The following is a 22,192-nucleotide window of genomic DNA, read 5'->3' as shown; positions in this document are numbered from 1 at the left end:
CGAAAAATCGTGACAAAAATCACGCCGGCGGAAAACAAGATGGATGTCAGTAAGTAATGGTCAGGGTCCGCATCTGCGTGCTGGTGCACGCGCCCGTTGCACAGGTGCCGGATTGGCCGCCTGGGATGGTTCCGTTGATCGCGAAATTCTGCGGAAAACCCGTGCCAGTCTGACCTGCGGGATTGCTCAAAGCCAGGGTGTAATTGAGCGCGAGCAGGTTTCCCGCCGTCGCGTCCAGCGCCATGGTGTAGGTTTCGCCGATGGTGCAGCGCACGGCATATGCCGTGCTGGCTGCGGCCGCGGCGAGCTGAAAGGAGGCGTAGTTGAACTGGATGTTGCCCGGCGGCGTGCTGAGCAGACAGACGGACTGGTTGTTGATGCTCACGGGGAATGTGGGGAAGACATCCACGTTGCCGGGGCCGTTGTCATAGCGCAGACGCATGGTCACGGTGTCGGTGAAGAGTTTGGCGCTCTTGTTAAGCCCGGCCGCTATGCGGCTGTAGAAGACATGGGTGGCACTGGCCGTCAGGGCGCCGCCGAAGTTGACCGTTCCGGCGAAGTCAGTGGCCGTGGTTCCGCCCCATGCGCCGTTGCCTGGTGCCGTCCTGTAAAGCTCGTAAGCGATGCGGTTGGTCTGGCCGTTGCCGTTGACCGCCTGGTTGGTGTTCCCGGTGGGGTTGAAGCCGTTATCGGCCTGCAAGGTGTAGTCTGAGCTGGCTGGATCTGTGGGGCCGCGCGTGCAGTTGATCGTCACGGTCCACGCGCCGTCTGTGGGATTCGGGTCGTTCTCAAAGTACACCGTCTGCACAGGCGTCGCCGTGGCGTTGCAGATCAGCGCGGCCCAGGCCGGTGCCGCGCCCAGCAGGGACAGGCAGGCCGCAGCGGCGAGGCGCCAGGGTTTGGTGTCAATCATCGTTTGACACCACTGCAGCGTACCGGGCCTACCCGGGCGATATCCTCAAGGTTGCCGGGCGGCAACTCCACCGCAAATGTGCAGGTAGCCCCGTTCCATTTCAGGCGCAGGCGGTTCTGGGCCTGCAGCCCGGTGACAAAGGCCTCGCCGCGGCGAGCGGTAAAAAACTCTTTCTTGTCGCCGATCAGCTCAACCTCTGCACCCGAGGGCGCCGGCTCGCCATCGTCCAGCTCAATACGAATCAAGGCGCCCCGTCCTGAGCGGACGGGAAACGCGATCTTGACCGCACCCCGAAGCGCCGGCACGGCTTCGAGCTCGATGGAGTCGAGTTCGGCGCTGATCGGCAGCTCGCTCGGATCCAGGCGTACGCTGTTGCGCTGGAACGGTAGCAGGCGCGGCAGCAGCGCGACGCCGTCTGAATTGGTTCGGGTCAGGGTACTGCCCTGGAAGCCCACGCCCACGTTGGCATAACCTGGCACCTCGACAATGGCAAAGCTTTCCTGTACGCGGCGCGTGGCAAAGACTTGGCCTTCGGCCGCCACCATGCCCCCGATCAGGCCCAGGCGCAGGTTTTGCTGGCTCTCTCCATTGCTGACGTCAGCCGAAAACAGGCCCTTGGTGCCTTGGTAATAAGCGCCGCCTTCCGCATAGCGGCCGTCCGCACGGGAGCCCAGCGCCGTTCGCCAGCCCCAGCCGGTTTCGGCACTCACTGCTCGGCTGGCGTTTACATATCCTTCGGTGCTTCCACTGCGGGTAGTGACACCTGCGGCGATGGTGACCCGATTTTCAAGCGGCACGATCAGGGTGGCGCCCACTGAAGTCCCCGAGCTGATGCCGCTGAGGCGGGTGGCGCTCAAAGTCAGGGCTGCGCGTTGACCGAGGCGCAGGGTGTAATTCACACTGAGAGTGTTGAGCTTTCCGAGGTCGTAGTTGTCAAAGCCAGCGTAACTCACGTTGAAGGCGCCGAAGTTGTCGCTGCTGTAGCTGTAACTGGCGGTGGTTTGCAGGCGGGGCGATGGCGTATCGATACCGATTTGCCGGTAGCCGCGCGATGCGCCTTCCGCGCTGAGTGACACGCCGTGCCGCAGTCCGCTGCGCTCGACCCCGACCATCCAGTTGGTGCCTTGGCCCGCCGCGTCGCTGCGGCTGGCCGAAAACGCTGTCTGCCCCAGCATCTGGAAGGGCAGCTCATAGCTGGCGCCGGCGCCGGCGCGCATCAGAGACTTCGACCATTCGCCGTTGGCCTCGACCGTGAGGCTTTTGCTCAGACCCTGGCGCCAGAGGCCAGAAACGAAGCGATCACCATAGTCGGCATTCTCGAGCCCGAGATCGCGGCGTACGGCCCCCAGCTCAAAGCTCCAGTCGCTGAGGTTTTCTTCCAGCAGGTTGGCATTGCTGAAAAAAGACTGGGTAATGACGGTCTCCCGGCCCAGGATGTCGCGCACCACCACGCGGGCTTCCCCGGCGCCGGTCAACGCGGGAAAGTTGTCGATACTGAAGGGGCCGGATGGGACCTTGGAAGTTTGCCGCAGTGCGTCGTTGACATAGAGCTCAACGGTGCTGGGCGCCGCCGACAGGCCGGTCACCGTGGGAATGGGCTGGGTGACGAAGCCTGGTTGCAGCGAGAAGTTTTTGCTGAACTGGATCCCGCCGAAATACACCTGGCGTCCCGAAATGCCGGTGCGCGTGCTGCTGTCACCCAGTCGCAGGGAGCTGTTGCTGTCCAGGAAATTCCGGGTGTAGGTGGTTTCAAGCCGACGCCATGAGGCCTTGAGCGTCGGGTCCTGGCTGATGAGGTTGCGACCCACGTAGCTGCTTGTCAACAGCCCCATCTCGCCCGACACGCCGAATTCAGTCAGGGCACCCAGGTCTTTCGAGTCCATGGTGTTGCCGCCGACGCGGTTGCGGGTGGTGATGTAGTTCAGGTCATAGTTGGCAAATGCGGCGGGAATCGACGGTGACAGCGGAGGGCGCATGGCCGATTCCTGCGTCAGGCGCACGGCGTTGAAGGCGGCCGGCGAAAACACCAGATCCACTGACTGGTCGGCAAAATTCAGCCGCGCTTCGAATCCCGGAATAGCAGACAGCGGAAACCACTTTTGGCCCTGGAAATCAACGTCCTGCGCGCTGGGCCGATGGTTCAGCCGCCACTCTTCAAAGGCATCTTCCGGCGCATACAGGATGCCGTTGCGCTCAAGCAGGGTCCAGACGCCGCCCTTGGTGCTGTTGATGAAGACTTCCAGCGGAAGGAGCCGGTCGCTGGATGACCGGGCCGCTGGCGGCGCATTAGAGGAGGCGGGTGTCTGGGCGTGTGCCAGCAGGCCGTAACAAAGGCCTGCAATGCCAATCGCTACGGGGTGTTTTCGTAAAGTCCACCAGCGCCTCATTGAAATCGGGTACCAAATCAAGGCAGCGTGATGCTGGTCGTCAGGCTTTGTCCGTCATCAAAGGTCACCACCAGTTGGGCGTCCCCTTTTGTAAGGGCCTGCTCTGCCTTAAGCCCGACCGTTTTACGGGCACCGGGCAGGATGTAACTGCCACCCTCAAACCGGGCCAGGACTTGTGTGCTGCGCGTAACGGTCGCTTCCCGTATCTGGGCGTAAGCCGTACCGGTATTGCTGCATTGCAGGTTGAGGGTTTTGGCGTCCGCCAGCTGGTTAGTGCAACTAACCTGGCGTTTGGCCACAGGGGGCGTGATGAACACGGGCATGCTCAAGGCCAGCGCGATGGGAACCTGAATGCCAGTTGCGGGTACAGCTTCAGGAACTTCGCGAATGATCATGCGATAGGTCAGCTGCCGGCTTGCATCTGCGGGTTTCAGCAGGGCAAGGCGTACCACTTGCCGGGCCTTGGGTGCCAGCTTGATGATGGGAGGGGCCAGGATCAGGTCTTCGGTCAGGACGAGTTCGTCAGTACCGTCGGGTTTCTGGGTCCAGGTGTTGATGTCAGCCTGCAGCACGACTTCGGTATCGGCTTCGTTGGACAGTGTGACGGCGATGGCGCGATCGCGCGGGGTCATGTAGAGCCGCACCGGTGTCACGGAAAAAACGCCTGCCGTAGCAGCCGCCCAAGGCCCCAGCAGGCTTAGCAGGAAGGCGTAGGTAACAAGCTTGCTTCGGCGCTGTGAGACGTTCATCCTCAGAAGGATACCAGCATCTCAACCGATTTAGAGAGGTTACCGGCATGGGCGAGGTGCAGTGCCGTCACGGTACCGCGGTCATCCTGAAGCCGCAAACGGGCCTGTTTTTCAACCGCTGCGGCATCTGTGTCAAGGGCGTAACGCCGGCTTTCGATTTCCCAGCCGTCATCCGATTCTTCATCGGCCGTGGCCACCTGGCGCTGGTCTTGAAGCCGGCAGGTAAAGCGGGCGCCAGGGTCGTTGCGGGACAACTCATTGCGGCAGTAGTCGGGCAGCAGGGAGTCCCGCGTGGGCCGGTAACCGGGCATGAAGCGGGCATCCCCTAGGCTGCGGACTTGCGAGATATTGACAAAGACATTCGAATTGCAGGTCACCTGTACCGAGGCGCCGCTGCCGCCAGAGCCGGTGGCGCTGGTACAGGCGTTGCCATTGCCGGTGGTGTTTCCCGGGACGTTCAGCGTGATCTGGACCGACAACTGCCCCGCCGCCGCGCCCGCAAAGCAGGCAGCAGCGGCAAGCATCAGGAGAACACCGAAGGCGGCCTTGCGGATCATGACTGTCGACGTGGCTGACATCAAGCCCGGGGGGCGATCAGTAGGTGATCGTCAGGGTCTTGGTCTTGTTGGTCGCGGCGGTATTGGTGCAAGTCGCCGTGGCGCAGGTACCAGCCTGGCCGGCGGCCATGGTGCCGTTGACCGTGAAGGCCTGGTCGGTGCCGTTGCCGGTGCCCGCAGCAGCGCTCAGTGCCAGGGTATAAGCCAGGTTGACGGCATCATCGGTCACGCCGGAGTTGCTCAGTGCCAGGGTGTAAGGCAGGGAGTTGGTGCAACGAACATTGAAACCGCCGCCGGTGGAGGTGGCCGCCGTGGTCTGGAACGAGGTGTAGTTGAACACCACGTTGTTGATGACCGCGCCGGTGGCGGCGTTGGTGGAGTTGATCTCGCACTTCGAGGTCAGGTTGATCACCACGTTGAAGGTGCCGGCAGCCGTGGCAGCGTAAGCAGGCAGGGTGGCGATAGCGGCAAGGCCGAGGGCGATTACTAAAATGAGCTTTTTCATGACTGTTCTCCAGTTAAAAAACGAATAACAAACAAGGGAAATGTGAAGGTGAATGGACTGTAACTAGATATTTCTGAAATCGGGTGATTTGTATCTGTAACAGCGCACTCTAGTGGGGAATTTGTCACGTCAAACCGTTGAAATTATTGGATTTATTCATAAATAGAGTCAAAAGACTTACAAGTAACAAGCGTAAATACTCCCGTCTGAAACGGCTTTTTCTTTCCGGATCCAGTGAATAAGTAACAAACCTGAAACAACCATGCCTCAAACCATGCAGAAACAAACCCTGTCTTTTCAAGCCGAAGTCGCGCAGCTGCTCAAGCTGGTCACGCACTCCCTGTACTCGAACCCGGACATCTTCTTGCGCGAGCTGGTTTCCAACGCGTCGGATGCCTGCGACAAGCTGCGCTTCGAAGCGTTGAACGATGCGTCGCTGTATGAAAGTGATCCCGAGCTCAAGGTGAAAGTGAGCTTTGACAAGGCGGCCGGTACGTTGACCATCACCGACAACGGCATCGGCCTGTCGCGGCAGGAAGCCATCGACAACCTCGGCACGATTGCCAAGAGCGGCACGCGCGACTTCATGGCCAAACTCTCGGGCGACCAGAAGAATGACGCGCAGCTGATCGGCCAGTTCGGCGTCGGGTTTTATTCGGGCTTTATCGTGGCCGACCGCATCGCAGTGGAAAGCCGCCGCGCCGGCCTTCCGGCAAACCAGGGTGTGCGTTGGAGCAGCGACGGCACTGGCGAGTTTGAAGTCAGCGAGCTCGAACGCGCCGAGCGCGGAAGCAGCATCATCCTGCACCTGAAAGAAGAGTCGCTCGACTACCTGAACGCCTGGAAACTCAAAGGCATCATCAACAAATACTCCGACCACATTTCGCTGCCCATCCTGATGCAGAAAGAAGCATGGAAGGAAGGCGAAAACGACCAGCCCGGCGAGATGGTGGTGACCGGCGAATGGGAAACCGTCAACCAGGCCGCGGCGCTGTGGACGCGCGCCAAAAAAGACATCACGCAAGACCAGTACGACGAGTTCTACAAGCAGATCAGCTACGACAGCGAAGCGCCGCTGGCCACCACGCACAACCGCGTGGAAGGCGCCACCGAATACACGCAGCTGCTGTTCATCCCGGCCAAGGCGCCCATGGACATGTTCAACCGCGACAAGGCCGCGGGCGTCAAGCTCTACGTCAAGCGCGTCTTCATCATGGACGACGCCCAGGCGCTGATGCCGACCTACCTGCGCTTCGTCAAGGGCGTGGTGGACTCGTCCGACCTGCCGCTCAATGTCTCGCGCGAATTGCTGCAGGAAAGCCGCGCCGTCAAGGCAATCCGCGAAGGCTGCACCAAGCGCGTGTTGTCGATGATTGAAGACCTGGCCGCCAATGACGCCGACAAGTTCAAGGCTTTTTATGGCGAGTTCGGCGCCGTGCTCAAGGAAGGCCTGGGCGAAGACTTTGCCAACCGCGAGCGACTGGCCAGGCTGCTGCGCTTTGCCAGCTCAACGACGGATACCGTCAGCGTGGGCTTTGCCGACTACAAAGCCCGCATGAAGGAAGGCCAGGACGCGATCTACTACATCACCGCCGACACACTGGCCGCGGCAAAGAACAGCCCCCAGCTCGAAATTTTCCGCAAGAAAGGCATCGAAGTGCTGTTGATGGCCGACCGCGTGGACGAGTGGGCGCTCAATTACCTGCACGACTTTGACGGCACGCCGCTGCAGTCGGTCGCCAAGGGGGCGGTAGACCTGGGCAAGCTGCAGGACGAAGACGAGAAGAAGGCCGCCGAAGAGGCGCAGACACAGTTCAAGCCCATCCTCGACAAGCTGAAAGAAGCATTGAAAGACAAAGCCAAGGATGTGCGCGCCACCTCGCGCCTCGTCGACTCACCTGCCTGCCTTGTGGTGCAGGACGGCGACATGTCGACCCAGCTGGCCCGCATGCTCAAGCAGGCCGGCCAGGCCGTGCCCGAGTCCAAGCCCATCCTGGAAGTCAATGCCCAGCACCCGCTGGTCAAAAAGCTCGAGGCTGGCGTGGACGGTGCGCATTTTGACGACCTGGCCCACATCCTGTTTGACCAGGCCTTGCTGGCCGAAGGCGGCATGCCTGAAGACCCGGCGGCATACGTGCGCCGGGTGAACGCGTTGCTGGTGTAGGCACCGCGCGCCGGCTGAGCGAATACAGGGCCTCCAGAAAGGCGGAGAGAGGCCTTTTTGTGAGTCAATTCGGCCTCTGGCCCTTTAAGGGTGTGCGCGAGCAGCTATTAAATTCATAGCGACAGCATGGACATGGCTGACTGCCTGGAGAGAGCCAGCAGTCCCTCAGCACACCAGCGGCGGATCCTGCATGGCCTCGGTTTGCTCTTCCAGCATGTCGACCTGGCTCTTCCAGTAGTCGCTGGAGCCGAACCAGGGGAAGTTGATCGGGAAGATCGGGTCATGCCAGCGCTGCGCCAGCCAGGCGCTGTAGTGCACCAGGCGCAGCGTGCGCAGCGGCTCGATCAGCGCAAGCTCACGCCGGTCGAATTCGCGAAACTCCTCATACCCGTCCACCAGCGCACCCAACTGGCGGGTGCACTGCGCGCGGTCGCCTGACACCAGCATCCACAAATCCTGCACCGCCGGCCCCGTACGCGCATCGTCCAGGTCGACAAAATGCGGGCCGGCCAGCGGCAGGCCCTCGGGCGTCCACAAGATGTTGCCGGGGTGGCAGTCACCGTGCAGGCGCAGGTTTTTCACGTCGCCCACGCTTTCAAATATTGTTTGCGCCACCAGCATGGCTTCTTCAAAGGCCTTGCGCCAGCGCGACTCCATGTCCAGCGGGATGTAGCCGTGGGAACCTTTGGCACCATGGTCGCTGCCCGCCAGCAGGATGTCGCGCGAGGCATAACCAAAGGTTTGCAGGTTCAGGGCCGGCCGGTGCGCAAAGGGCTTGGCGCTGCCGACGGTGTGGATGCGGGCCAGGAAACGGCCTATCCACTCCAGCACTTCCAGGTTGTCCAGCTCGGGCCGCCGCCCGCCGCGGCTGGGCGAAACGCTGAAACTGAAGCCCTTGAAGTGGTGCACGGTGCGGCCTTCCAGCACCAGCGCGCCCACCACCGGTATCTCGGCGGCCATCAGCTCGGCGGCAAAGGCGTGTTCTTCGGCAATCTGTTCGTCGGTCCAGCGGTCCGGCCGGTAAAACTTGGCCACCACGACATCGCCCGCCAGGTCGGCGTCACCCACGGGGCTCTCCAGGTGAATCTGGTAAACCCGGTTCTCGTAGCTTGAAAGTGCCATCAGGCGGCCGTCGCCCAGCAAACCGACGCTGGCCAGCGCATCGAGCACCACGTCGGGTGTCAATGTCTCGTATGCGTGCAGCGTTGCGTGCGCCTCAGCCTTGTGTTTTTCTGTCATGCCTGATTGTCGGCGCAGATGATGGTGCGCTGCCAGCAAGGGCTTGTAAACGCCTGTTTCTCGGATGAAAAAGGCCTGCAGCGCAATACCAAACTGCGCGAGAAGCTATAAAAATCATAGCAACTGCCGGTGAGGCAGGATGATTCAGGGCTGCAGGATATGGCCGGTGCGCGGGTCTCCCTTGCCGGCCAGCACTTCCTGGTAAGCGGCTTGCACCGCAACTTGCCCGGCATGCCGCTGGGCGATGAGCCAAGGCGTTTTGGCGCCCGTCACTTGCCGCGTGAAATCCCGCCAGGCGCGCACCAGCTGCTTTCCAAAGCCTTCTTCACCCCAGTCGGTGATGCGTTTCTTGACCTGTGAAGGTGCAAAGAACAGCGTGGGCCGGGGGCCGGGCAACTCCTTGGCGCTGCCTTTGGCGGCCAGGTCGTCCACGTGCGTGCCGCCTATCGAGCAGTTGTAGCGAAGCTGGCCAAAGCGGCTGTGAATGCGCTGGCGCAGGCTGGCGCTGCCCGCGAAGTCGACGTAAACGCAAGCCGTGTCGGCGCCAATCGCGTCGAGCTGGTCATAGGTCACCACACGGCTGTAGCACCCCAGGCTTTCACAAAAAGCGACGTTGCCTGGCGAAGTCAGCGCTATCACCTCAATACCCGGCCGCTTGGCCAGCTGAAAGGCCGTGCCATACGCCGTTTTGCTGGAGGCGCTGGACAGCAGCATGGCATTGGCACCAAAGAAGTCGTTGTCCGCCAGGAAGTCGTCAATCAGGAAGGAGGTGATGAACAGCGGGCGCAGCAGCGACTGCACATCTTCGGTGGCCGCGTCGTAAAACGGGTCTGCGCCGCAGCGCATGTACTGGTTGTAGGCCACCGGCAGGGCCCGCCGGTGCGCGGCGCCATCGAAGAAACCGGCGGGCGTCACGCGCGCCGGCTGCAGCACCAGCTCGCTCGCCATGGGGTAGTAGCCGTAAAACTTTTCCCCCACAGCCACGCCTTTGCATTGCGACTCCGCCACCACGGCAAAACCCCAGACGGGGATGCTGCCCCAGCCCTCTTCCCCGGTCGGGAAAAACTGCCAGTAATTCATAGCGTCGCCAAAGGCCGCATAGGTGATGTTGTTGGAGGTCAGCGCAAATGATTCGATGCCGAGCCGCACCTGGCCGGGCGTGAGCGGCAGAGGCGCATCGGTATGCCAGCGGGTTTCGGCAAGGGCGTCCTTTCGGACCTGGAAGGTGGTTGAAGCTGCGGTGTTCATGCGCACACCGTAAATGAAACGGCCCGCCGGTTCAACACCGGCGGGCCGCATTAGTGACACACCCCCGTCCAAGCTCACTGCGTGTAGCTTGTTCCCCCCTCGAGGGGGCGGCGCCTGGGGCCGGCGAAGCCGGACCCTCGGCCCCCACTGGTGAATACCCCGCTGGGTTACGTCACTGAACTCTTCAATCCAGCATGAGCCGGGGCTCTATTACTTCAGGGTGATCACAACATCAATGTTGCCGCGGGTCGCGTTGGAGTAAGGGCAAACCTGGTGGGCTGCATCCACCAGCGCTTGTGCAGCGGCGCGGTCCATGCCGGGCAGGGTGATGTCCAGGCGCACGGCGATGCCGTAGCCGTTCGGGATCTTGCCGAGGTCAACGCTGGAGTCGATGGAAACGTCTGCAGGCACGTCGATTTTCTTCATGCCGCCGACAGCCTTCATCGCGCCGATGAAGCAGGCTGCGTAGCCGGCAGCAAACAACTGCTCGGGGTTGGTGCCGGTGCCGGCGGTGCCGGGCGAGCTCAGCGTGACGTCCAGGCGGCCGTCGTCGGTCTTGGACTTGCCGTCACGGCCGCCGGTGGTGTGGGCGTGGGCGGTGTAGAGAACTTTTTCGAGTGTGGTCATGGTGGCTTCCTTTGGAAAATACCCCGGATCGGGGCGGGTTAAAAATTCAGTGAAATGGTGAAAGAAATCAGGCGGTGAGGCGGTTGCGAAACGACTGCACTTGCTGCGTCAGTGACACCAGCTCGGGAATGGAGCATTGGGTGGCGCTCAGGATGCAGCCCGGAATCCTGGCGGCTTTGGCCTTGAGCTTGCGGCCAGCCGCCGTCAGCGTGATGTGAACACGGCGCTCGTCTTCGACTGCACGGATGCGTGAAAGCAGCCCGGCGGATTCCATGCGCTTGAGCAGCGGGGTCAGAGTGCCCGAGTCCAGGTAAAGCCGTTCACCAAGTTCCGAGACTGTCAGGCCGTCTTGCTCCCACAACACCAGCATCGCGAGGTATTGCGGATAGGTGAGGCCCATCTCTTCGAGCATGGGTTTGTACAGCTTGGTCATGGCCAAAGAGGTGGAATACAGCGCAAAACACAGCTGGTTGTCCAGCTGCAGCATGGCGTCAGTGGCATTGGCGGTGTCGGTTTTGTTGGGCATGATTTGAATTATAGCGAGCAATTAAATTGTGTGCAAGTTAATTGTTTCCGGATGTTCCATGGGCGCTTTTCAAGGGCTTTGTACCGGGGCAGCCTGTAACGAGGGCGCGCCACTAAACTTGAGGCCATGCAACCCCCCAGTACCGCGCGCGCCGCAAAACCTCTTAAAGGCAGTGGAAAGCCCGCGCCCATTCCGCAAGTCATCGAAGAACTTCGCCCTGGCCAGTCGATTGAGCTGCTCAAGGAACTGCACATCCTCACGCGCGAAGGCAAGCTCAACCAGGACACGCGGCGCAAGCTCAAGCAGGTCTATCACCTGTACCAGTTCATCGAGCCCTTGCTCAATGAGGTGGCTGCGGAGAAGGCCGCCTTCAGCCTGGCCGACCACGGCGCCGGCAAGTCCTACCTGGGCTTCATCCTGTACGACCTGTTCTTTAATGTCGCGCACCGCGGCGAAAAAACCGCAGGCCATGTGTATGGCATCGAAACGCGTGCCGAGCTGGTTGAAAAGTCACGCGTGCTGGCCCAGCGGCTGGGTTTTGCGCGCATGTCGTTCCTGAATCTGTCGGTGCAGGAGGCCACCACTTCGGCTGAACTCCCGCCCACCGTGGACATCGTCACCGCCCTGCATGCCTGCGACACCGCCACCGATGACGCCATTGCATTCGGGCTGGCCAAAAATGCCCGCCACATGGTGCTGGTGCCGTGCTGCCAGGCCGAAGTGGCCGGTGTGCTGAAGAAAAGCCGTGCCCTGTCACTGTCCCGCACGCCGCTGGCCGAACTCTGGCGGCACCCGCTGCACACGCGTGAATTCGGCAGCCAGATCACCAATGTGCTGCGCTGCCTGCAGCTCGAAGCCAACGGCTACCAGGTCACCGTGACCGAGCTCGTGGGCTGGGAGCATTCGATGAAGAACGAACTCATTCTTGCCAGCCGGCCTGCGCAGCCGCAGGCCGGTAAAACCCGTGCCGCCCAAGCGCGTTTGCGTGAGGTGCTTGAAGAGTTGGGCCTGGGTGAACTGACCGCCCGCTTTGCGGTGCAGGCCGAGCCAGCCTAGAGCAGGGCCGGCGCTTCGCTGCGGCGCTCTGCCGCCAGCACCCGGATGGTGGTGATCAGCTGGTGCTGAGCCTCGGTGGGCGCCATGTCGGCGCGCAGCGTCAACCCCACCAGCTCTTCGGTGCCGGCCATGCTGACGGGCAGGCGCACCAGCGTGCCGCTCTCCAGGTCCGGCCGCACAGCCCCCAGCGGCGAAAGCCAGACTGCATCGCTTTGCTGCGTGTAGCCGCGTGCGATGGACACCGACAGCGTTTCGACCAGGCGCACGGGGGGCGGCAGGCCGCGTGTGAGGAAAAATCCGTCGGCGGTATGGCGTATGGCCGTGCCCTGCGTGGGCAGGATCGTGGTGAAGGCCTGCAAGCCGACCAGCGGATCGGCCTTGCGCCCTGCTTGCGCCAGCAGCGGGTGGTCGGGGCGTACCGCCAGTACCAGTGGGTCGGCATACAGGTGCTCAAACGTCAGGCCCAGCATATGGGCCGGTTCGGCAAAACGCCCAATCACCAAATCCAGCGCGCGCTGGCGCAGGCTGGCCAGCAGTTCTGGGTTGGCGCCGGTCTGGATGCGCAGGCTGGTGTGCGCATCCGGCCCGGACTGGGCCTCTTGCCGCGCCAGCAGCAAGGGCATCAGCCACGGTGCCACCGTCGGCAGCACACCGATGGCAATCACCGCGCTGCCCTGCCGCCGCGTCTGCGCAACGCTGGCGACAGCTTCGCGCAGCGCGCTCACGCTGGCGCCGGCATGCCGCAAAAAGGCTTCGCCCTCGCGCGTGGGCACGGCGCCCTTGCGCCCGCGCTCAAACAATCGCACCGCCAGCAGGCCCTCAAGTTCTTTCAGGGTTTTGGATACGGCGGGCTGCGTGATGGCGAGTACGTCGGCCGCCTTTTGCAGGCTGCCATGCTGCGCCACCGCCAGAAAGCACTGCAGGTGCCGGTATTTGATGCGTTCATCAACCATGCTCCAATTTGACCATTTGGTTATGGATAAGTCGAGAAAATGTCAATATACATAACTGTTTTGGCCGATTAAAGTCAGCTCAGCACGAAAAGCCCGAAAAGCGCCTGCTAAAAAGGCGCCCACCTCTTTCGACCTCTGGAGACATCGATGAAACCCGACCTGAACAACAGTTTTCTGGCCCCGCGCGACTGGACCAGCCATTCGCCCCATATCTACCCCGGCTACAAATCCACCTTGCTGCGCGGCCCCAAGCAGCCGCTGGTGCCCATCACGCAGGCGCTGGCGCAACTCAATGCACCTGTCTATGGCGCCGACCAACTGGGACTGCTGGACAACGATCTGACGAAGAATGCCGTCATGAACGGCGACCCGCTGGGCGAACGCATCATCGTCACCGGCCGCGTGCTGGACGAAGACGGCCGGCCCGTGCGCAATACGCTGGTGGAAGTCTGGCAGGCCAATGCCGCCGGCCGCTACGTGCACAAGGTCGACCAGCACGACGCGCCGCTGGATCCGAACTTCCTGGGTGCCGGCCGCTGCATGACCGACAACGAAGGCCGCTACAGCTTCAAGACCATCAAGCCCGGTGCCTACCCCTGGGGCAACCACCCCAACGCCTGGCGGCCGCAGCATATTCACTTCTCGCTGTTTGGTGATTACTTCGCCAGCCGCCTGGTGACGCAGATGTATTTCCCCGGCGACCCGCTGCTCGGCTACGACCCCATGTACATGGGCGCGCCCGAAAGCGTGCGCGAGCTGATGGTCTCGAAATTCAGTCTCGACGTGACCCAGCCCGACTACGCGCTCGGTTATGTGTTCGACATCGTGCTGCGCGGCCCCAAAGCCACGCGTTTTGAATAAGCGGCAGGAAGACAACGCCATGACGACTACAAGCCCACTTAAACAAACCCCTTCGCAAACCGTCGGCCCCTTCTTTGCCTATGGCCTCACACCTACGCAATACGGCTACGACCTCAAAAGCCTGTTCACGCCCGTGCTGGCCCAGCCGAATGCCAAGGGCGAGCACATCCGTATCACCGGCCAGGTGTTTGACGGCGCCGGCAATGCCGTGATGGACGCGATGGTCGAGATTGCCCAGCCCGACGGCAGCGGGCAGCCCATCTCGTCGGTGGCCGATGCCGAAGCACGCGGCTTCACCGGCTTTGGCCGCTGCGGCACCGGCACCCTGCCGCAAAGCCATTACGAATTCTTCACCGTCAAGCCCGGCGCTGTGGCGGGGCAAGCACCGTTCATCAACGTCTGCGTCACCATGCGCGGCCTGCTGGTGCATACCTTCACGCGTATCTACTTTGATGATGAGGCGGAAGTGAACGGCAAAGACGCGGTGCTGGCCAGCGTGCCGGCCGAACGGCGTGCCACCCTGGTTGCCCAACGCGACCTGACGGGCGCCGGACCGGTTTACCGATTTGACATCCGCATGCAGGACAGCGCGGCTGGCAAGGAGACGGTGTTCTTCGACCTGTGAGTGTGGACCGGGGTTGTGCGGCTGGCCTTGTCTGCTATCAATAAGATAGCTTGTTGCGCTCGTCCCTATTGGCCTACGCCCACTTTTCTTATAAGAACCGCCCGTAAGGCTACAGCCATGCGGCCATGGCGGCAATGCCGCCATGAAGGTTGTTACGCACGCCGGTATACAGGCGCGGCCCGCCCGCGCTATAAAACAGGCCATCACCATCAAGAGGCCTGCCATGACCATTCATCTGGACCACTTCATCGTATCGGCGCGAGACAAGGTGGCTTCGGCCAGGTTTTTGGCAGAGCTGCTCGGCGTGCGGTGGGCTGAAACCACGATAGGGCCTTTTTCAGCCGTCTACATCAACGACGGCTTGACGCTGGACTTCATCGACACCGACGAAGACTTTCCCGTCGAGCATTTCTGCTTTCGCGTGAGCGAGCAGGAATTCGATGCGATCCTGGGGCGCATCCAGGCGGCAGGAATCCAATACCGTAGCTCGGTTCGCGGCCCCATGGACATGCAGGTCAGCACATACCTTGGCGGCAAGGGCATCTACTGGAACGAGCCCGAAGGACACCAGTGGGAGATGCTCACGGTGAGTTATGCGCGTGGATGAGATCCACCCCCGTCCAGGCTCACTGCGTGTAGCCTGTTCCCCCCTCAAGGGGGCGGCGCCTGGGGCCGGCGAAGCCGGACCCTCGGCCCCCGCTGGTAAATAACTTCGCCCCTGTTACGCTCCTGAATTCTTAACCCAGCATGAGCCGCGGGACTGGCTTTGCCAGACCGCAGGCGGGCGGCCCCCTTGGGGGGCAGGGAGCTACACGAAGTGAGCGACCGTGGGGGCTCAGTCACCCTCCCCGTAATCGTGATCCGGGTGATTGACGGTGCCCAGCTTCCAGTAACCGCGGCCCACGATGTGTCCACGCTCCATGCCCAGCTCTTCAATCAGCAACTTGCGAATGCGGCGCATGGCCGCGGCCTCGCAGGCCAGGTAAATGCGCGTGCCGGGTGCGGGCGCGCCGGCTTTGCGCAACGCGGCTTCCAGTGCCTGGCCAGCCTGCGTGTTGTCACTGCCGCGTGCGGTCCAGTGCGCTTCTACTTTGGCAGCACTGTGCAGCGCGCGTTCTTCCGCCGCATCCACCACTTCGACCAGCACGCGCGCCTGCGCCGTGGCGGGTAGGGCGGCCAGAATGGTTTCAAACGCGGGCAAGGCACTGTCGTCACCGATCAGGAAATGCGCAGGCGCATCCAGCTGAACTTTGTAGCCAGGGCCGGGGCCCATCAAATACAGCACCTGGCCCGGTTGAGCCTGCGCAGCCCAGGTGGAGGCAGGGCCGTCGCCGTGCAGCACAAAATCCACATCGACCTCGTGCACATCGTTGCGCACTGCCAGCGGCGTGTAAGTGCGCATGGACTTCGGCCGCGGCCCATCGGGCAGTGGGCGCTCGGGCTCGGTCTGACCTGGCTCAGGAAAAATCAGTTTCATGTAGCAGGCCGGGTCGGCCACCTCAAAGCCTTCCAGCTCAGCGCCTTGCAGCGTGATGCGGCGCATCAGCGGGCTCAAGGTTTGCACGCGGGTGACCTGCACATGGCGCGGCGGCCGGCGCTTGCGCGGCGCGGCGTCGGGAGAAGGGACGACTGCTGAGGGTGTTGTGGACATGGTGTCTTTCAGGGAGGGCGGCGCATGCTGCGGCCCACAGGTTAAAACTCTAATTGAGAATAATTATCATCTGATTGCAATGGACTGATGGTTTGCAGGGGAAAGACTGGCACGCGTCCTACTTGAGGCGCAACTCTGCTGCAGTAGAGTAAGGACGGGCAAAGTAAAAAGCTCGGGCGTGAGCTGTTACCCATGCCCCAAGGCCTCCGGCCCCCGGCGTTACCCCATTCCCCGTTTTCCGTCCCCCGTTTCCATTTGCCACTTCATCTCCAGCGTATGACCACCATCGGAACCTCCGCTTTCCCCGCGCCACCCAAAGTCGTGCAGGGCCGTCGGAGAGCTGAAGGGTGAACGAGGGGGCCACTGAATGAACTTCGCAGAACTTCTTTCCTGGGCGGACGACTCTTCGCTGCACGTGCTGCTGGCGGCCGGCATCAGCATCGTTCTGGCGCTGGTGGCGCACACCATAGGTGCTGTCGTTGTCCTGCGGCTGACGCGTTCCATGCCTGTGATGGCCCGGGTTGCCGAACAATGCCGCTCTCCGGTGCAGGTGCTGTTGCCCCTGATTGCCCTGCAGGCCGTGTGGCACGGCGCGCCGGATACCTTTCCGCTGATCAACGGAGTGCGCCATGCCAATGGCCTGTTGCTGCTCGCCGCCCTGACCTGGGCGGGCATGCGCGCGGCGCGCGGGGCTGCGCTGGGCGTGATCGGCCTGCACCCGGTTGACGTGGAGGACAACCTCAATGCCCGCCGCATCCATACGCAGACCCGCATGCTGGCGCGCACCGCCATGTTCATCGTACTGCTGACCGGGCTGGCCCTGATGCTGATGACCTTTCCCGGCGCCCGCCAGTTCGGGGCCAGCCTGCTGGCTTCGGCGGGTGTGGCGGGGCTGGTGATCGGTATCGCGGCCCGGCCCGTGTTCAGCAACCTGATTGCCGGCCTGCAGCTGGCGCTGGCGCAGCCCATCCGCCTGGACGACGTGCTGATCGTGCAGGGCGAATGGGGCCGGGTGGAGGAGATCACCGGCACTTATGTGGTGCTGAAAATCTGGGACGAGCGGCGCCTGATCGTTCCGTTGCAGTGGTTCATTGAAAACCCGTTCCAGAACTGGACGCGCACCGGCGCCCAGATCATCGGCACCGTGTTCATCTGGGTTGATTACCGCATGCCCCTGGCCCCGTTACGCGACGCGGCGCGGCGCGCCTGCGAGGAGGCGCCCGAGTGGGACAAGCGGCTGTGCCTGCTGCAGGTGGTGGAATCAGGCGAGCGCAGCATGCAGCTGCGGGTGCTGGTGACGTCCGCCAACTCCAGCCTGAACTGGGACTTGCGCTGCAAGGTGCGCGAGGCGTTGGTGGATTTCATGCAGCGCGAATACCCGCAGCATTTGCCGCTGGTGCGTACGGAGTCGGCCGAGTCGCGGCAGCCGGCGGAACTGCCGGTGGCCGGCCCGGCCGGCGAGCTCAGGCGGCCCTGAGCCGGGCGGGCTGCTGGCCCTCGCCCACGCAGCGCATGAAGGCATGGCTGTCGATCAGCGGAAAGCCTTTGGCGTCCGGCAACTGGTAGTGCCACCATTCGTTGGGGTGGTGCACAAAGCCTGCTTCCAGCATGACCGTGAGCAGCCGCATGCGGTTGACCTGGACGGCCACAGGGTGTGCCGTGTGAAAGTGATGGGACCCGTGCGTCATGGTGTCGACCGGCGTGCCCATGTCCAGCTCCTGCCCGTCGTGCGCCAGCAGCGTGACATCAAGCGCCACGCCCCGTGTGTGGTTGGAGCCCTTGGCCGGATCGGCGATGTAGGCGGGGTTGGGCGCCACGGCCCAAAGTGCCTCCTGCGCTTCCTGCGGCCTGAAGGCGTCGAAAATCTTGAGCTGAAAGCCCATGTCTTTTGCGGCCGCTATGGCTTTGCGCAGGCCGGCGTCTGCCTGCGGATGCAAGAAGCACAGCGGGCTGTCATAAATCACCTGGCCGGTGAAGTTGTTGGTGCTTGCGTAGATCAGGTCGATCACCACGCCATGACTGGCTTCTGTGACAGGAACGAGCGGTGAAAGATTTTCCATGGGCGGGTGATATTTATAAAAAATAAGGCTGCAGGCCAATAGGGTCGTGCGCAAGCAGCTACCAAAAGTATAGCAACTGACGGACCTACTGGAACGCGACTTCCGAAAAGCTGCGCAGCTTGCGGCTGTGCAGCTGCGTGATGCCTTCGGCGCGCAGTAGCTCGATGGCACGGATGCCGATGCGCAGGTGCTGGTCGACGCGCTCGCGGTAGAAATGGTTGGCCATGCCGGGCAGCTTGATCTCGCCGTGCAGCGGCTTGTCGCTCACGCACAGCAGGGTGCCGTAGGGCACGCGAAAGCGAAAGCCGTTGGCGGCAATCGTCGCGCTTTCCATGTCCAGCGCCACGGCGCGGCTCTGGCTGAAGCGGCGCTGCGGCTGGTTGCCGGGCAGCAGCTCCCAGTTGCGGTTGTCGGTGGAGGCCACGGTGCCGGTGCGCATGATGCGCTTGAGGTCGGGGCCGACGGCGTGGGTCACGTCGGCCACGGCTTTTTCCAGTGCGACCTGGATTTCGGCCAGCGCCGGGATCGGCACCCACAGCGGCAGCTCTTCGTCCAGCACATGGTCTTCGCGCACATAGCCGTGCGCCAGCACATAGTCGCCCAGCTGCTGGCTGTTGCGCAGGCCGGCGCAGTGGCCCAGCATGATCCATGCGTGCGGGCGCAGCACGGCGATGTGGTCGGTGATGTTCTTGGCGTTCGCCGGGCCCACGCCGATGTTGACCATGGTGATGCCGGTGCGGTCGGCGCGCAGCAGGTGGTAGCCCGGCATTTGCGGCAGGCGGGGCGGCTGCACGCCAAGCTCGTCGCCGGCCTCGGCGGGCAGGCCGGCGCGCCGGGTCACCACGTTGCCGGGCTCGATGAAGGCGGTGTACTCGCTGTCCGGGTCGGCCATGGCTTCATGGCCCAGGCGCACGAACTCGTCGATGTAGAACTGGTAGTTGGTGAACAGCACGAAGTTCTGGAACCAGTGCGGCGAAGTGCCGGTGTAGTGGCGCAGGCGCTGCAGCGAATAGTCGACGCGCGCCGCGGTGAACAGCGACAGCGGCTGCGGTTCGCCGGGCAGGGGTTCATACGTACCATTCGCGATGCCGTCGTCCATGGCGGCCAGGTCGGGCAGGTCGAACACGTCGCGCATCAGCATGCGGCGGGCTGCGTCCATACTGCCTTCAATATGGTCGTTCTCTGCAAATGAGAAATGGATGGGGATGGGCTGCGTGCTGGTGCCTATTTCCAGCTCCACATCGTGGTTCTGCATCAGCAGGCGGAACTGTTCAAGGTAATAGTTGCCGTAGAGGTCCGGCCGGGTCAGTGTGGTTTCAAAGCGGCCGGGACCGGCCACAAAACCAAAACTCAGCTGCGAGATGTCGGGCGTCTCCAGGATGGCGCGGGCCACGGTGTCGGTATGGATGCGCACGAAAGGGTAGCAGGCGCGCACATGGCCGGGCAGGGTTTCGCCGGCCACATAGCGCTGCATTGCATCGCGCAGGTGGGCAATCTGCTGGTCATAAATGGCGCGAACCTGTGCCAGTGCGGCGGCCGGGTCGCTGTAGCGGGTCGGGGCTATGAAAGGCGGCAGATAGGGCATGAAAAAAGCCTTGTTTTTATGGTGAAGGTCCATCAGGTGGTTTTCGCAAAGCGTAGCACCGCAGGGCATGCACATCATTGTGCTGCAAGTGCCGCGGCACACCCTAGAATGCCCTGATGAAACACCACAACCTTTCGGGGCACCTGCGCACGCTGGCGGCAGTCTTGCTCGGTACCCTGTGCCTGCAGGTGGCCCAGGCGCAGGCCCCGGCACCGGGCCGTGCCCCGCAGGCGCCTGCTGCCGCCGCACCGGCGCAGATCTCCCGTGACGCCCAGCGCGCCTATGAAACCACGCGCGACAAACTGGTGCAGATCCGCACCCTGCTGCGTAACTCCAACACCCAGGCCAGTGTGGGCTCGGGCTTTTTTGTCTCGGCCAACGGGCTCATCATTACCAACTTCCATGTGGCCAGCCAGCTGGCGCTGGAGCCCGAGCGCTACCGCGGCGTCTACGTGCCGGTGGACGGCAAGGAAGCCGAGGTTGAATTGCTCGCCTTTGACGTGCGCAACGACCTGGCGCTGCTGCGCGTGAAGACGCCGGCAACGGGAATGCCGCAGCTGGCTTTTCGCGGGGCGGACAGGCCCCTGGCGCGCGGCGAACGCATTTATTCACTGGGCAATCCGCTGGACATCGGTTTTGCGGTCACGGAAGGCACCTACAACGGCCTCGTGCAGCGCAGCTTTTACCCGCGTATCTTTTTCGGCGGCGCGCTCAACCCCGGCATGAGCGGCGGCCCGGCTTTGGACGACGCCGGCCAGGTGGTCGGTATCAACGTATCCAAGCGGCTGGACGGCGACCTGCTGAGTTTTCTGATCCCTGCCGAATTCGCCCAGGCATTGTTGGCAAAGGCCGCTTCGGCCAAGCCCATTACCAAGCCGGCGCATGCCGAGGTGGCGCGCCAGCTGGGCGAGCACCAGGCACTGCTGACGCAAAAATTCACCGCGGTGCCGCTCACGGCGCAAAAGCACGGTGGCTACAGCGTGCCCGTGCCCGAAGATTCCCTGGCCCGCTGCTGGGGCCGCGGGCGCGAGCCCGACTTCAAGGCCTTTGACCTGGAGCGCACCGACTGCCAGATTGACAGCCACGTGTTCGCGGGCGATTTCAACACCGGCTACATCCGCCTGCGCTACGAAGCCTACAACGCGCCCAAGCTGGGCCCTCTGCGTTTTGCCGTCATGTATTCGCAAAGCTTCGGTAATGAGTACTTCTCCACCCGGGGTTCACGCAAGGCCACGGCGGCCGAGTGCTCTGAACGCTTCGTCGAAACGGGCGGCATGCCCATGCGCGCCGTGGTGTGCATGAGTGCCTACCGCAAGCTGCCGGGCCTGTATGACGTGTCGGTGCTGACGATGTCCGTCAACCAGTCCACACGCGGTGTGCAGGGACGCATGGACGCGCAGGGCGTAAGTTTTGACAACGGCCTCAAGCTGGTGGCGCATTACCTGGGCGGTTTTAAATGGGAGGCCGCACCATGAGCGCCGGCAATCTCGCCCTGCTGCAGGCCACCGACCGCAATGGCGCACTGGTGGGCCGCCTTGACGTGCGGCACTGGCCCGTTACCGTGGGCCGTGCACTCACCGCCGACCTGGTATTGGATGACGGCCATGTGGCCGCTGAACACCTGCGCATAGACCGCACGCCGGAAGGCGAAGTGATGGTGCAGGTGCTGGACACGGTCAACGGTGTCGCGCTGAACCGGACGCTGCATGGCCAGGGCACGCAGTTCAGCTGGCCTGCCGGCGAGGCCCTGACCCTGGGCCGGCTGAAGCTGGGGCTGCGCCTGGCGGAAGCGCCGGTGGCCGCTGAAGAGCGGCTGCCGCACTTTCCGTGGCGCACGACCGGCTGGACTTTGCTGGCATTGGCCGCCATGCTGACCCTGGTGGTGGGGCAATCGTGGCTGACCCTGACCGAGCCTTCCCAGCTGGCGCGGCAATTGCCCGGCCTCATGGCGATGGTGGCCATGGCGATCACCGTGTGGGCGGGCCTGTGGGCTCTCGCCACCAAGCTATTTACCGGCCATCTGCAGTTCTGGCGCCATGTCCGCATTGCCTGCACCAGTTCCGTGGCGATACAGCTGGCGGCCACGCTGGCCGGCCTGCTGGCTTTCATGTTCTCGCTCGAAAGCCTGGCGCGCTTTGAAACGCCGCTGCTGCTATTGGGGGCGGCTGCGGCCATCTATGTGCACCTGTCGGTCATCGTCCCGCAGCGCCGCCGTGGACTGGCGGGGCTGGTGGCCGGCGTGACCGTGCTGGGCATTGTGGCCATGCTGGGCACCAACTGGCTGCAGAACAAGCGCCTGTCCAACAAGCTCTACATGTCCACCCTCTACCCGCCGTCCCTGCGCATGGCGCCGGCTGTGCCCCTGGTGCAGTTTCTCGGAGAGGCCGGCACCATCCGCCAGCGCCTCGACGAACGCCTGAAAGACCGCGAGCCGGATTCGGATACGCCTGAAGATCCGGACGCGGACTAGGCAAAGCCTCCGGCCT

General features: G+C 62.9%; 21 protein-coding genes. 8 read left to right on the top strand and 13 right to left on the bottom strand.

The genetic code is table 11. The annotated features are described in order from the left end of the window. Positions 1 to 46: 46 nt before the first annotated feature. From ACXJKE_RS14755 to ACXJKE_RS14735, 5 genes are read right to left on the bottom strand one after another with little or no spacing between them, the layout of a single operon-like run. Complete coding sequence (locus ACXJKE_RS14755) at positions 47 to 913, bottom strand: spore coat protein U domain-containing protein (RefSeq protein WP_457281349.1); 867 nt, start codon at positions 911 to 913, stop codon at positions 47 to 49. Continuing rightward, positions 910 to 3,300, bottom strand: a complete 2,391-nt coding sequence (locus ACXJKE_RS14750; RefSeq protein WP_457281348.1) for a fimbria/pilus outer membrane usher protein — start codon at positions 3,298 to 3,300, stop codon at positions 910 to 912. The genes ACXJKE_RS14755 and ACXJKE_RS14750 overlap by 4 nt, the downstream gene beginning before the upstream one ends. 17 nt (positions 3,301 to 3,317) lie before the next feature. Further along, positions 3,318 to 4,049 (bottom strand): fimbrial biogenesis chaperone, encoded by a 732-nt coding sequence (locus ACXJKE_RS14745; protein ID WP_457281347.1) that lies wholly within the window; start codon positions 4,047 to 4,049, stop codon positions 3,318 to 3,320. A gap of 2 nt (positions 4,050 to 4,051) precedes the next feature. After that, on the bottom strand, positions 4,052 to 4,606 hold the full coding sequence (locus ACXJKE_RS14740; RefSeq protein ID WP_457281346.1) for a hypothetical protein: 555 nt from the start codon (positions 4,604 to 4,606) through the stop codon (positions 4,052 to 4,054). 37 nt (positions 4,607 to 4,643) lie between these two features. Next, positions 4,644 to 5,111: a Csu type fimbrial protein gene (locus tag ACXJKE_RS14735; RefSeq protein WP_348044688.1), complete on the bottom strand. Its 468-nt coding sequence runs from the start codon at positions 5,109 to 5,111 to the stop codon at positions 4,644 to 4,646. Positions 5,112 to 5,385: 274 nt separating this feature from the next. Between ACXJKE_RS14735 and htpG the strand changes: the two genes are divergently transcribed. Beyond that, positions 5,386 to 7,275: a molecular chaperone HtpG gene (gene htpG, locus ACXJKE_RS14730; protein ID WP_457281345.1), complete on the top strand. Its 1,890-nt coding sequence runs from the start codon at positions 5,386 to 5,388 to the stop codon at positions 7,273 to 7,275. Between the two features lie 165 nt (positions 7,276 to 7,440). On the opposite strand, the gene ACXJKE_RS14725 is transcribed toward htpG, so the two are convergent. From ACXJKE_RS14725 to ACXJKE_RS14710, 4 genes are all read right to left on the bottom strand, one after another. Next, on the bottom strand, positions 7,441 to 8,514 hold the full coding sequence (locus tag ACXJKE_RS14725) for a serine/threonine protein kinase (protein WP_457281344.1): 1,074 nt from the start codon (positions 8,512 to 8,514) through the stop codon (positions 7,441 to 7,443). A gap of 144 nt (positions 8,515 to 8,658) precedes the next feature. Next, a complete protein-coding gene (locus ACXJKE_RS14720) occupies positions 8,659 to 9,762 on the bottom strand; it encodes a DUF2855 family protein (protein WP_457281343.1) in 1,104 nt (367 codons plus the stop codon). 210 nt (positions 9,763 to 9,972) lie between these two features. After that, positions 9,973 to 10,389, bottom strand: coding sequence for an organic hydroperoxide resistance protein (locus ACXJKE_RS14715; RefSeq protein WP_457281342.1), 417 nt, complete (start codon positions 10,387 to 10,389; stop codon positions 9,973 to 9,975). Positions 10,390 to 10,456: 67 nt separating this feature from the next. Beyond that, on the bottom strand, positions 10,457 to 10,915 hold the full coding sequence (locus ACXJKE_RS14710; protein ID WP_457281341.1) for a MarR family winged helix-turn-helix transcriptional regulator: 459 nt from the start codon (positions 10,913 to 10,915) through the stop codon (positions 10,457 to 10,459). Between the two features lie 126 nt (positions 10,916 to 11,041). Here ACXJKE_RS14710 and ACXJKE_RS14705 point away from each other — a divergent pair, with 126 nt between their 5' ends. After that, complete coding sequence (locus ACXJKE_RS14705; protein WP_457281340.1) at positions 11,042 to 11,971, top strand: class I SAM-dependent methyltransferase; 930 nt, start codon at positions 11,042 to 11,044, stop codon at positions 11,969 to 11,971. Here ACXJKE_RS14705 and pcaQ read toward each other — a convergent pair. After that, positions 11,968 to 12,924, bottom strand: coding sequence for a pca operon transcription factor PcaQ (pcaQ, locus tag ACXJKE_RS14700; protein ID WP_457281339.1), 957 nt, complete (start codon positions 12,922 to 12,924; stop codon positions 11,968 to 11,970). The two genes, ACXJKE_RS14705 and pcaQ, sit on opposite strands and share 4 nt — an antisense overlap. Positions 12,925 to 13,071: 147 nt before the next feature. On the opposite strand from pcaQ, the gene pcaH reads away from it, so the two are divergent. The 3 genes from pcaH (at position 13,072) to ACXJKE_RS14685 (ending at position 15,017) form a co-directional block, all read left to right on the top strand. Further along, positions 13,072 to 13,785 (top strand): protocatechuate 3,4-dioxygenase subunit beta, encoded by a 714-nt coding sequence (gene pcaH, locus ACXJKE_RS14695; RefSeq protein WP_457281338.1) that lies wholly within the window; start codon positions 13,072 to 13,074, stop codon positions 13,783 to 13,785. 19 nt (positions 13,786 to 13,804) lie between these two features. Next, a complete protein-coding gene (gene pcaG, locus ACXJKE_RS14690) occupies positions 13,805 to 14,410 on the top strand; it encodes a protocatechuate 3,4-dioxygenase subunit alpha (protein WP_457281337.1) in 606 nt (201 codons plus the stop codon). Between the two features lie 142 nt (positions 14,411 to 14,552). Continuing rightward, entirely contained in the window at positions 14,553 to 15,017 is a 465-nt protein-coding gene (locus tag ACXJKE_RS14685) for a VOC family protein (RefSeq protein ID WP_457281336.1), read from the top strand. Between the two features lie 228 nt (positions 15,018 to 15,245). Here the strand turns inward: ACXJKE_RS14685 and ACXJKE_RS14680 are convergent, their stop codons facing one another. Then, positions 15,246 to 16,061 carry a siderophore-interacting protein gene (locus ACXJKE_RS14680; RefSeq protein WP_457281335.1) on the bottom strand — a complete coding sequence of 272 codons (816 nt, stop codon included), beginning with the start codon at positions 16,059 to 16,061 and terminating at the stop codon, positions 15,246 to 15,248. 367 nt (positions 16,062 to 16,428) lie between these two features. Between ACXJKE_RS14680 and ACXJKE_RS14675 the strand changes: the two genes are divergently transcribed. Further along, on the top strand, positions 16,429 to 17,538 hold the full coding sequence (locus ACXJKE_RS14675) for a mechanosensitive ion channel family protein (protein WP_457281334.1): 1,110 nt from the start codon (positions 16,429 to 16,431) through the stop codon (positions 17,536 to 17,538). Here the strand turns inward: ACXJKE_RS14675 and ddpX are convergent. After that, positions 17,525 to 18,121 (bottom strand): D-alanyl-D-alanine dipeptidase, encoded by a 597-nt coding sequence (ddpX, locus tag ACXJKE_RS14670; RefSeq protein WP_457281333.1) that lies wholly within the window; start codon positions 18,119 to 18,121, stop codon positions 17,525 to 17,527. The two genes, ACXJKE_RS14675 and ddpX, sit on opposite strands and share 14 nt — an antisense overlap. 85 nt (positions 18,122 to 18,206) lie before the next feature. Continuing rightward, a complete protein-coding gene (locus ACXJKE_RS14665; RefSeq protein ID WP_457281652.1) occupies positions 18,207 to 19,706 on the bottom strand; it encodes an AMP nucleosidase in 1,500 nt (499 codons plus the stop codon). Positions 19,707 to 19,822: 116 nt separating this feature from the next. Here ACXJKE_RS14665 and ACXJKE_RS14660 point away from each other — a divergent pair, with 116 nt between their 5' ends. Both ACXJKE_RS14660 and ACXJKE_RS14655 read left to right on the top strand, forming a co-directional pair. Next, a complete protein-coding gene (locus ACXJKE_RS14660; protein WP_457281332.1) occupies positions 19,823 to 21,181 on the top strand; it encodes a S1 family peptidase in 1,359 nt (452 codons plus the stop codon). Then, positions 21,178 to 22,176, top strand: a complete 999-nt coding sequence (locus tag ACXJKE_RS14655; RefSeq protein ID WP_457281331.1) for an FHA domain-containing protein — start codon at positions 21,178 to 21,180, stop codon at positions 22,174 to 22,176. Before ACXJKE_RS14660 ends, ACXJKE_RS14655 begins: the two co-directional genes overlap by 4 nt. Positions 22,177 to 22,192: the final 16 nt, after the last annotated feature.

It is taken from the genome of Polaromonas sp. P5_D5, assembly GCF_054049435.1.
Note: the sequence above shows the minus strand (reverse complement) of the source record. Positions and strands in the feature narration are given on the sequence as shown.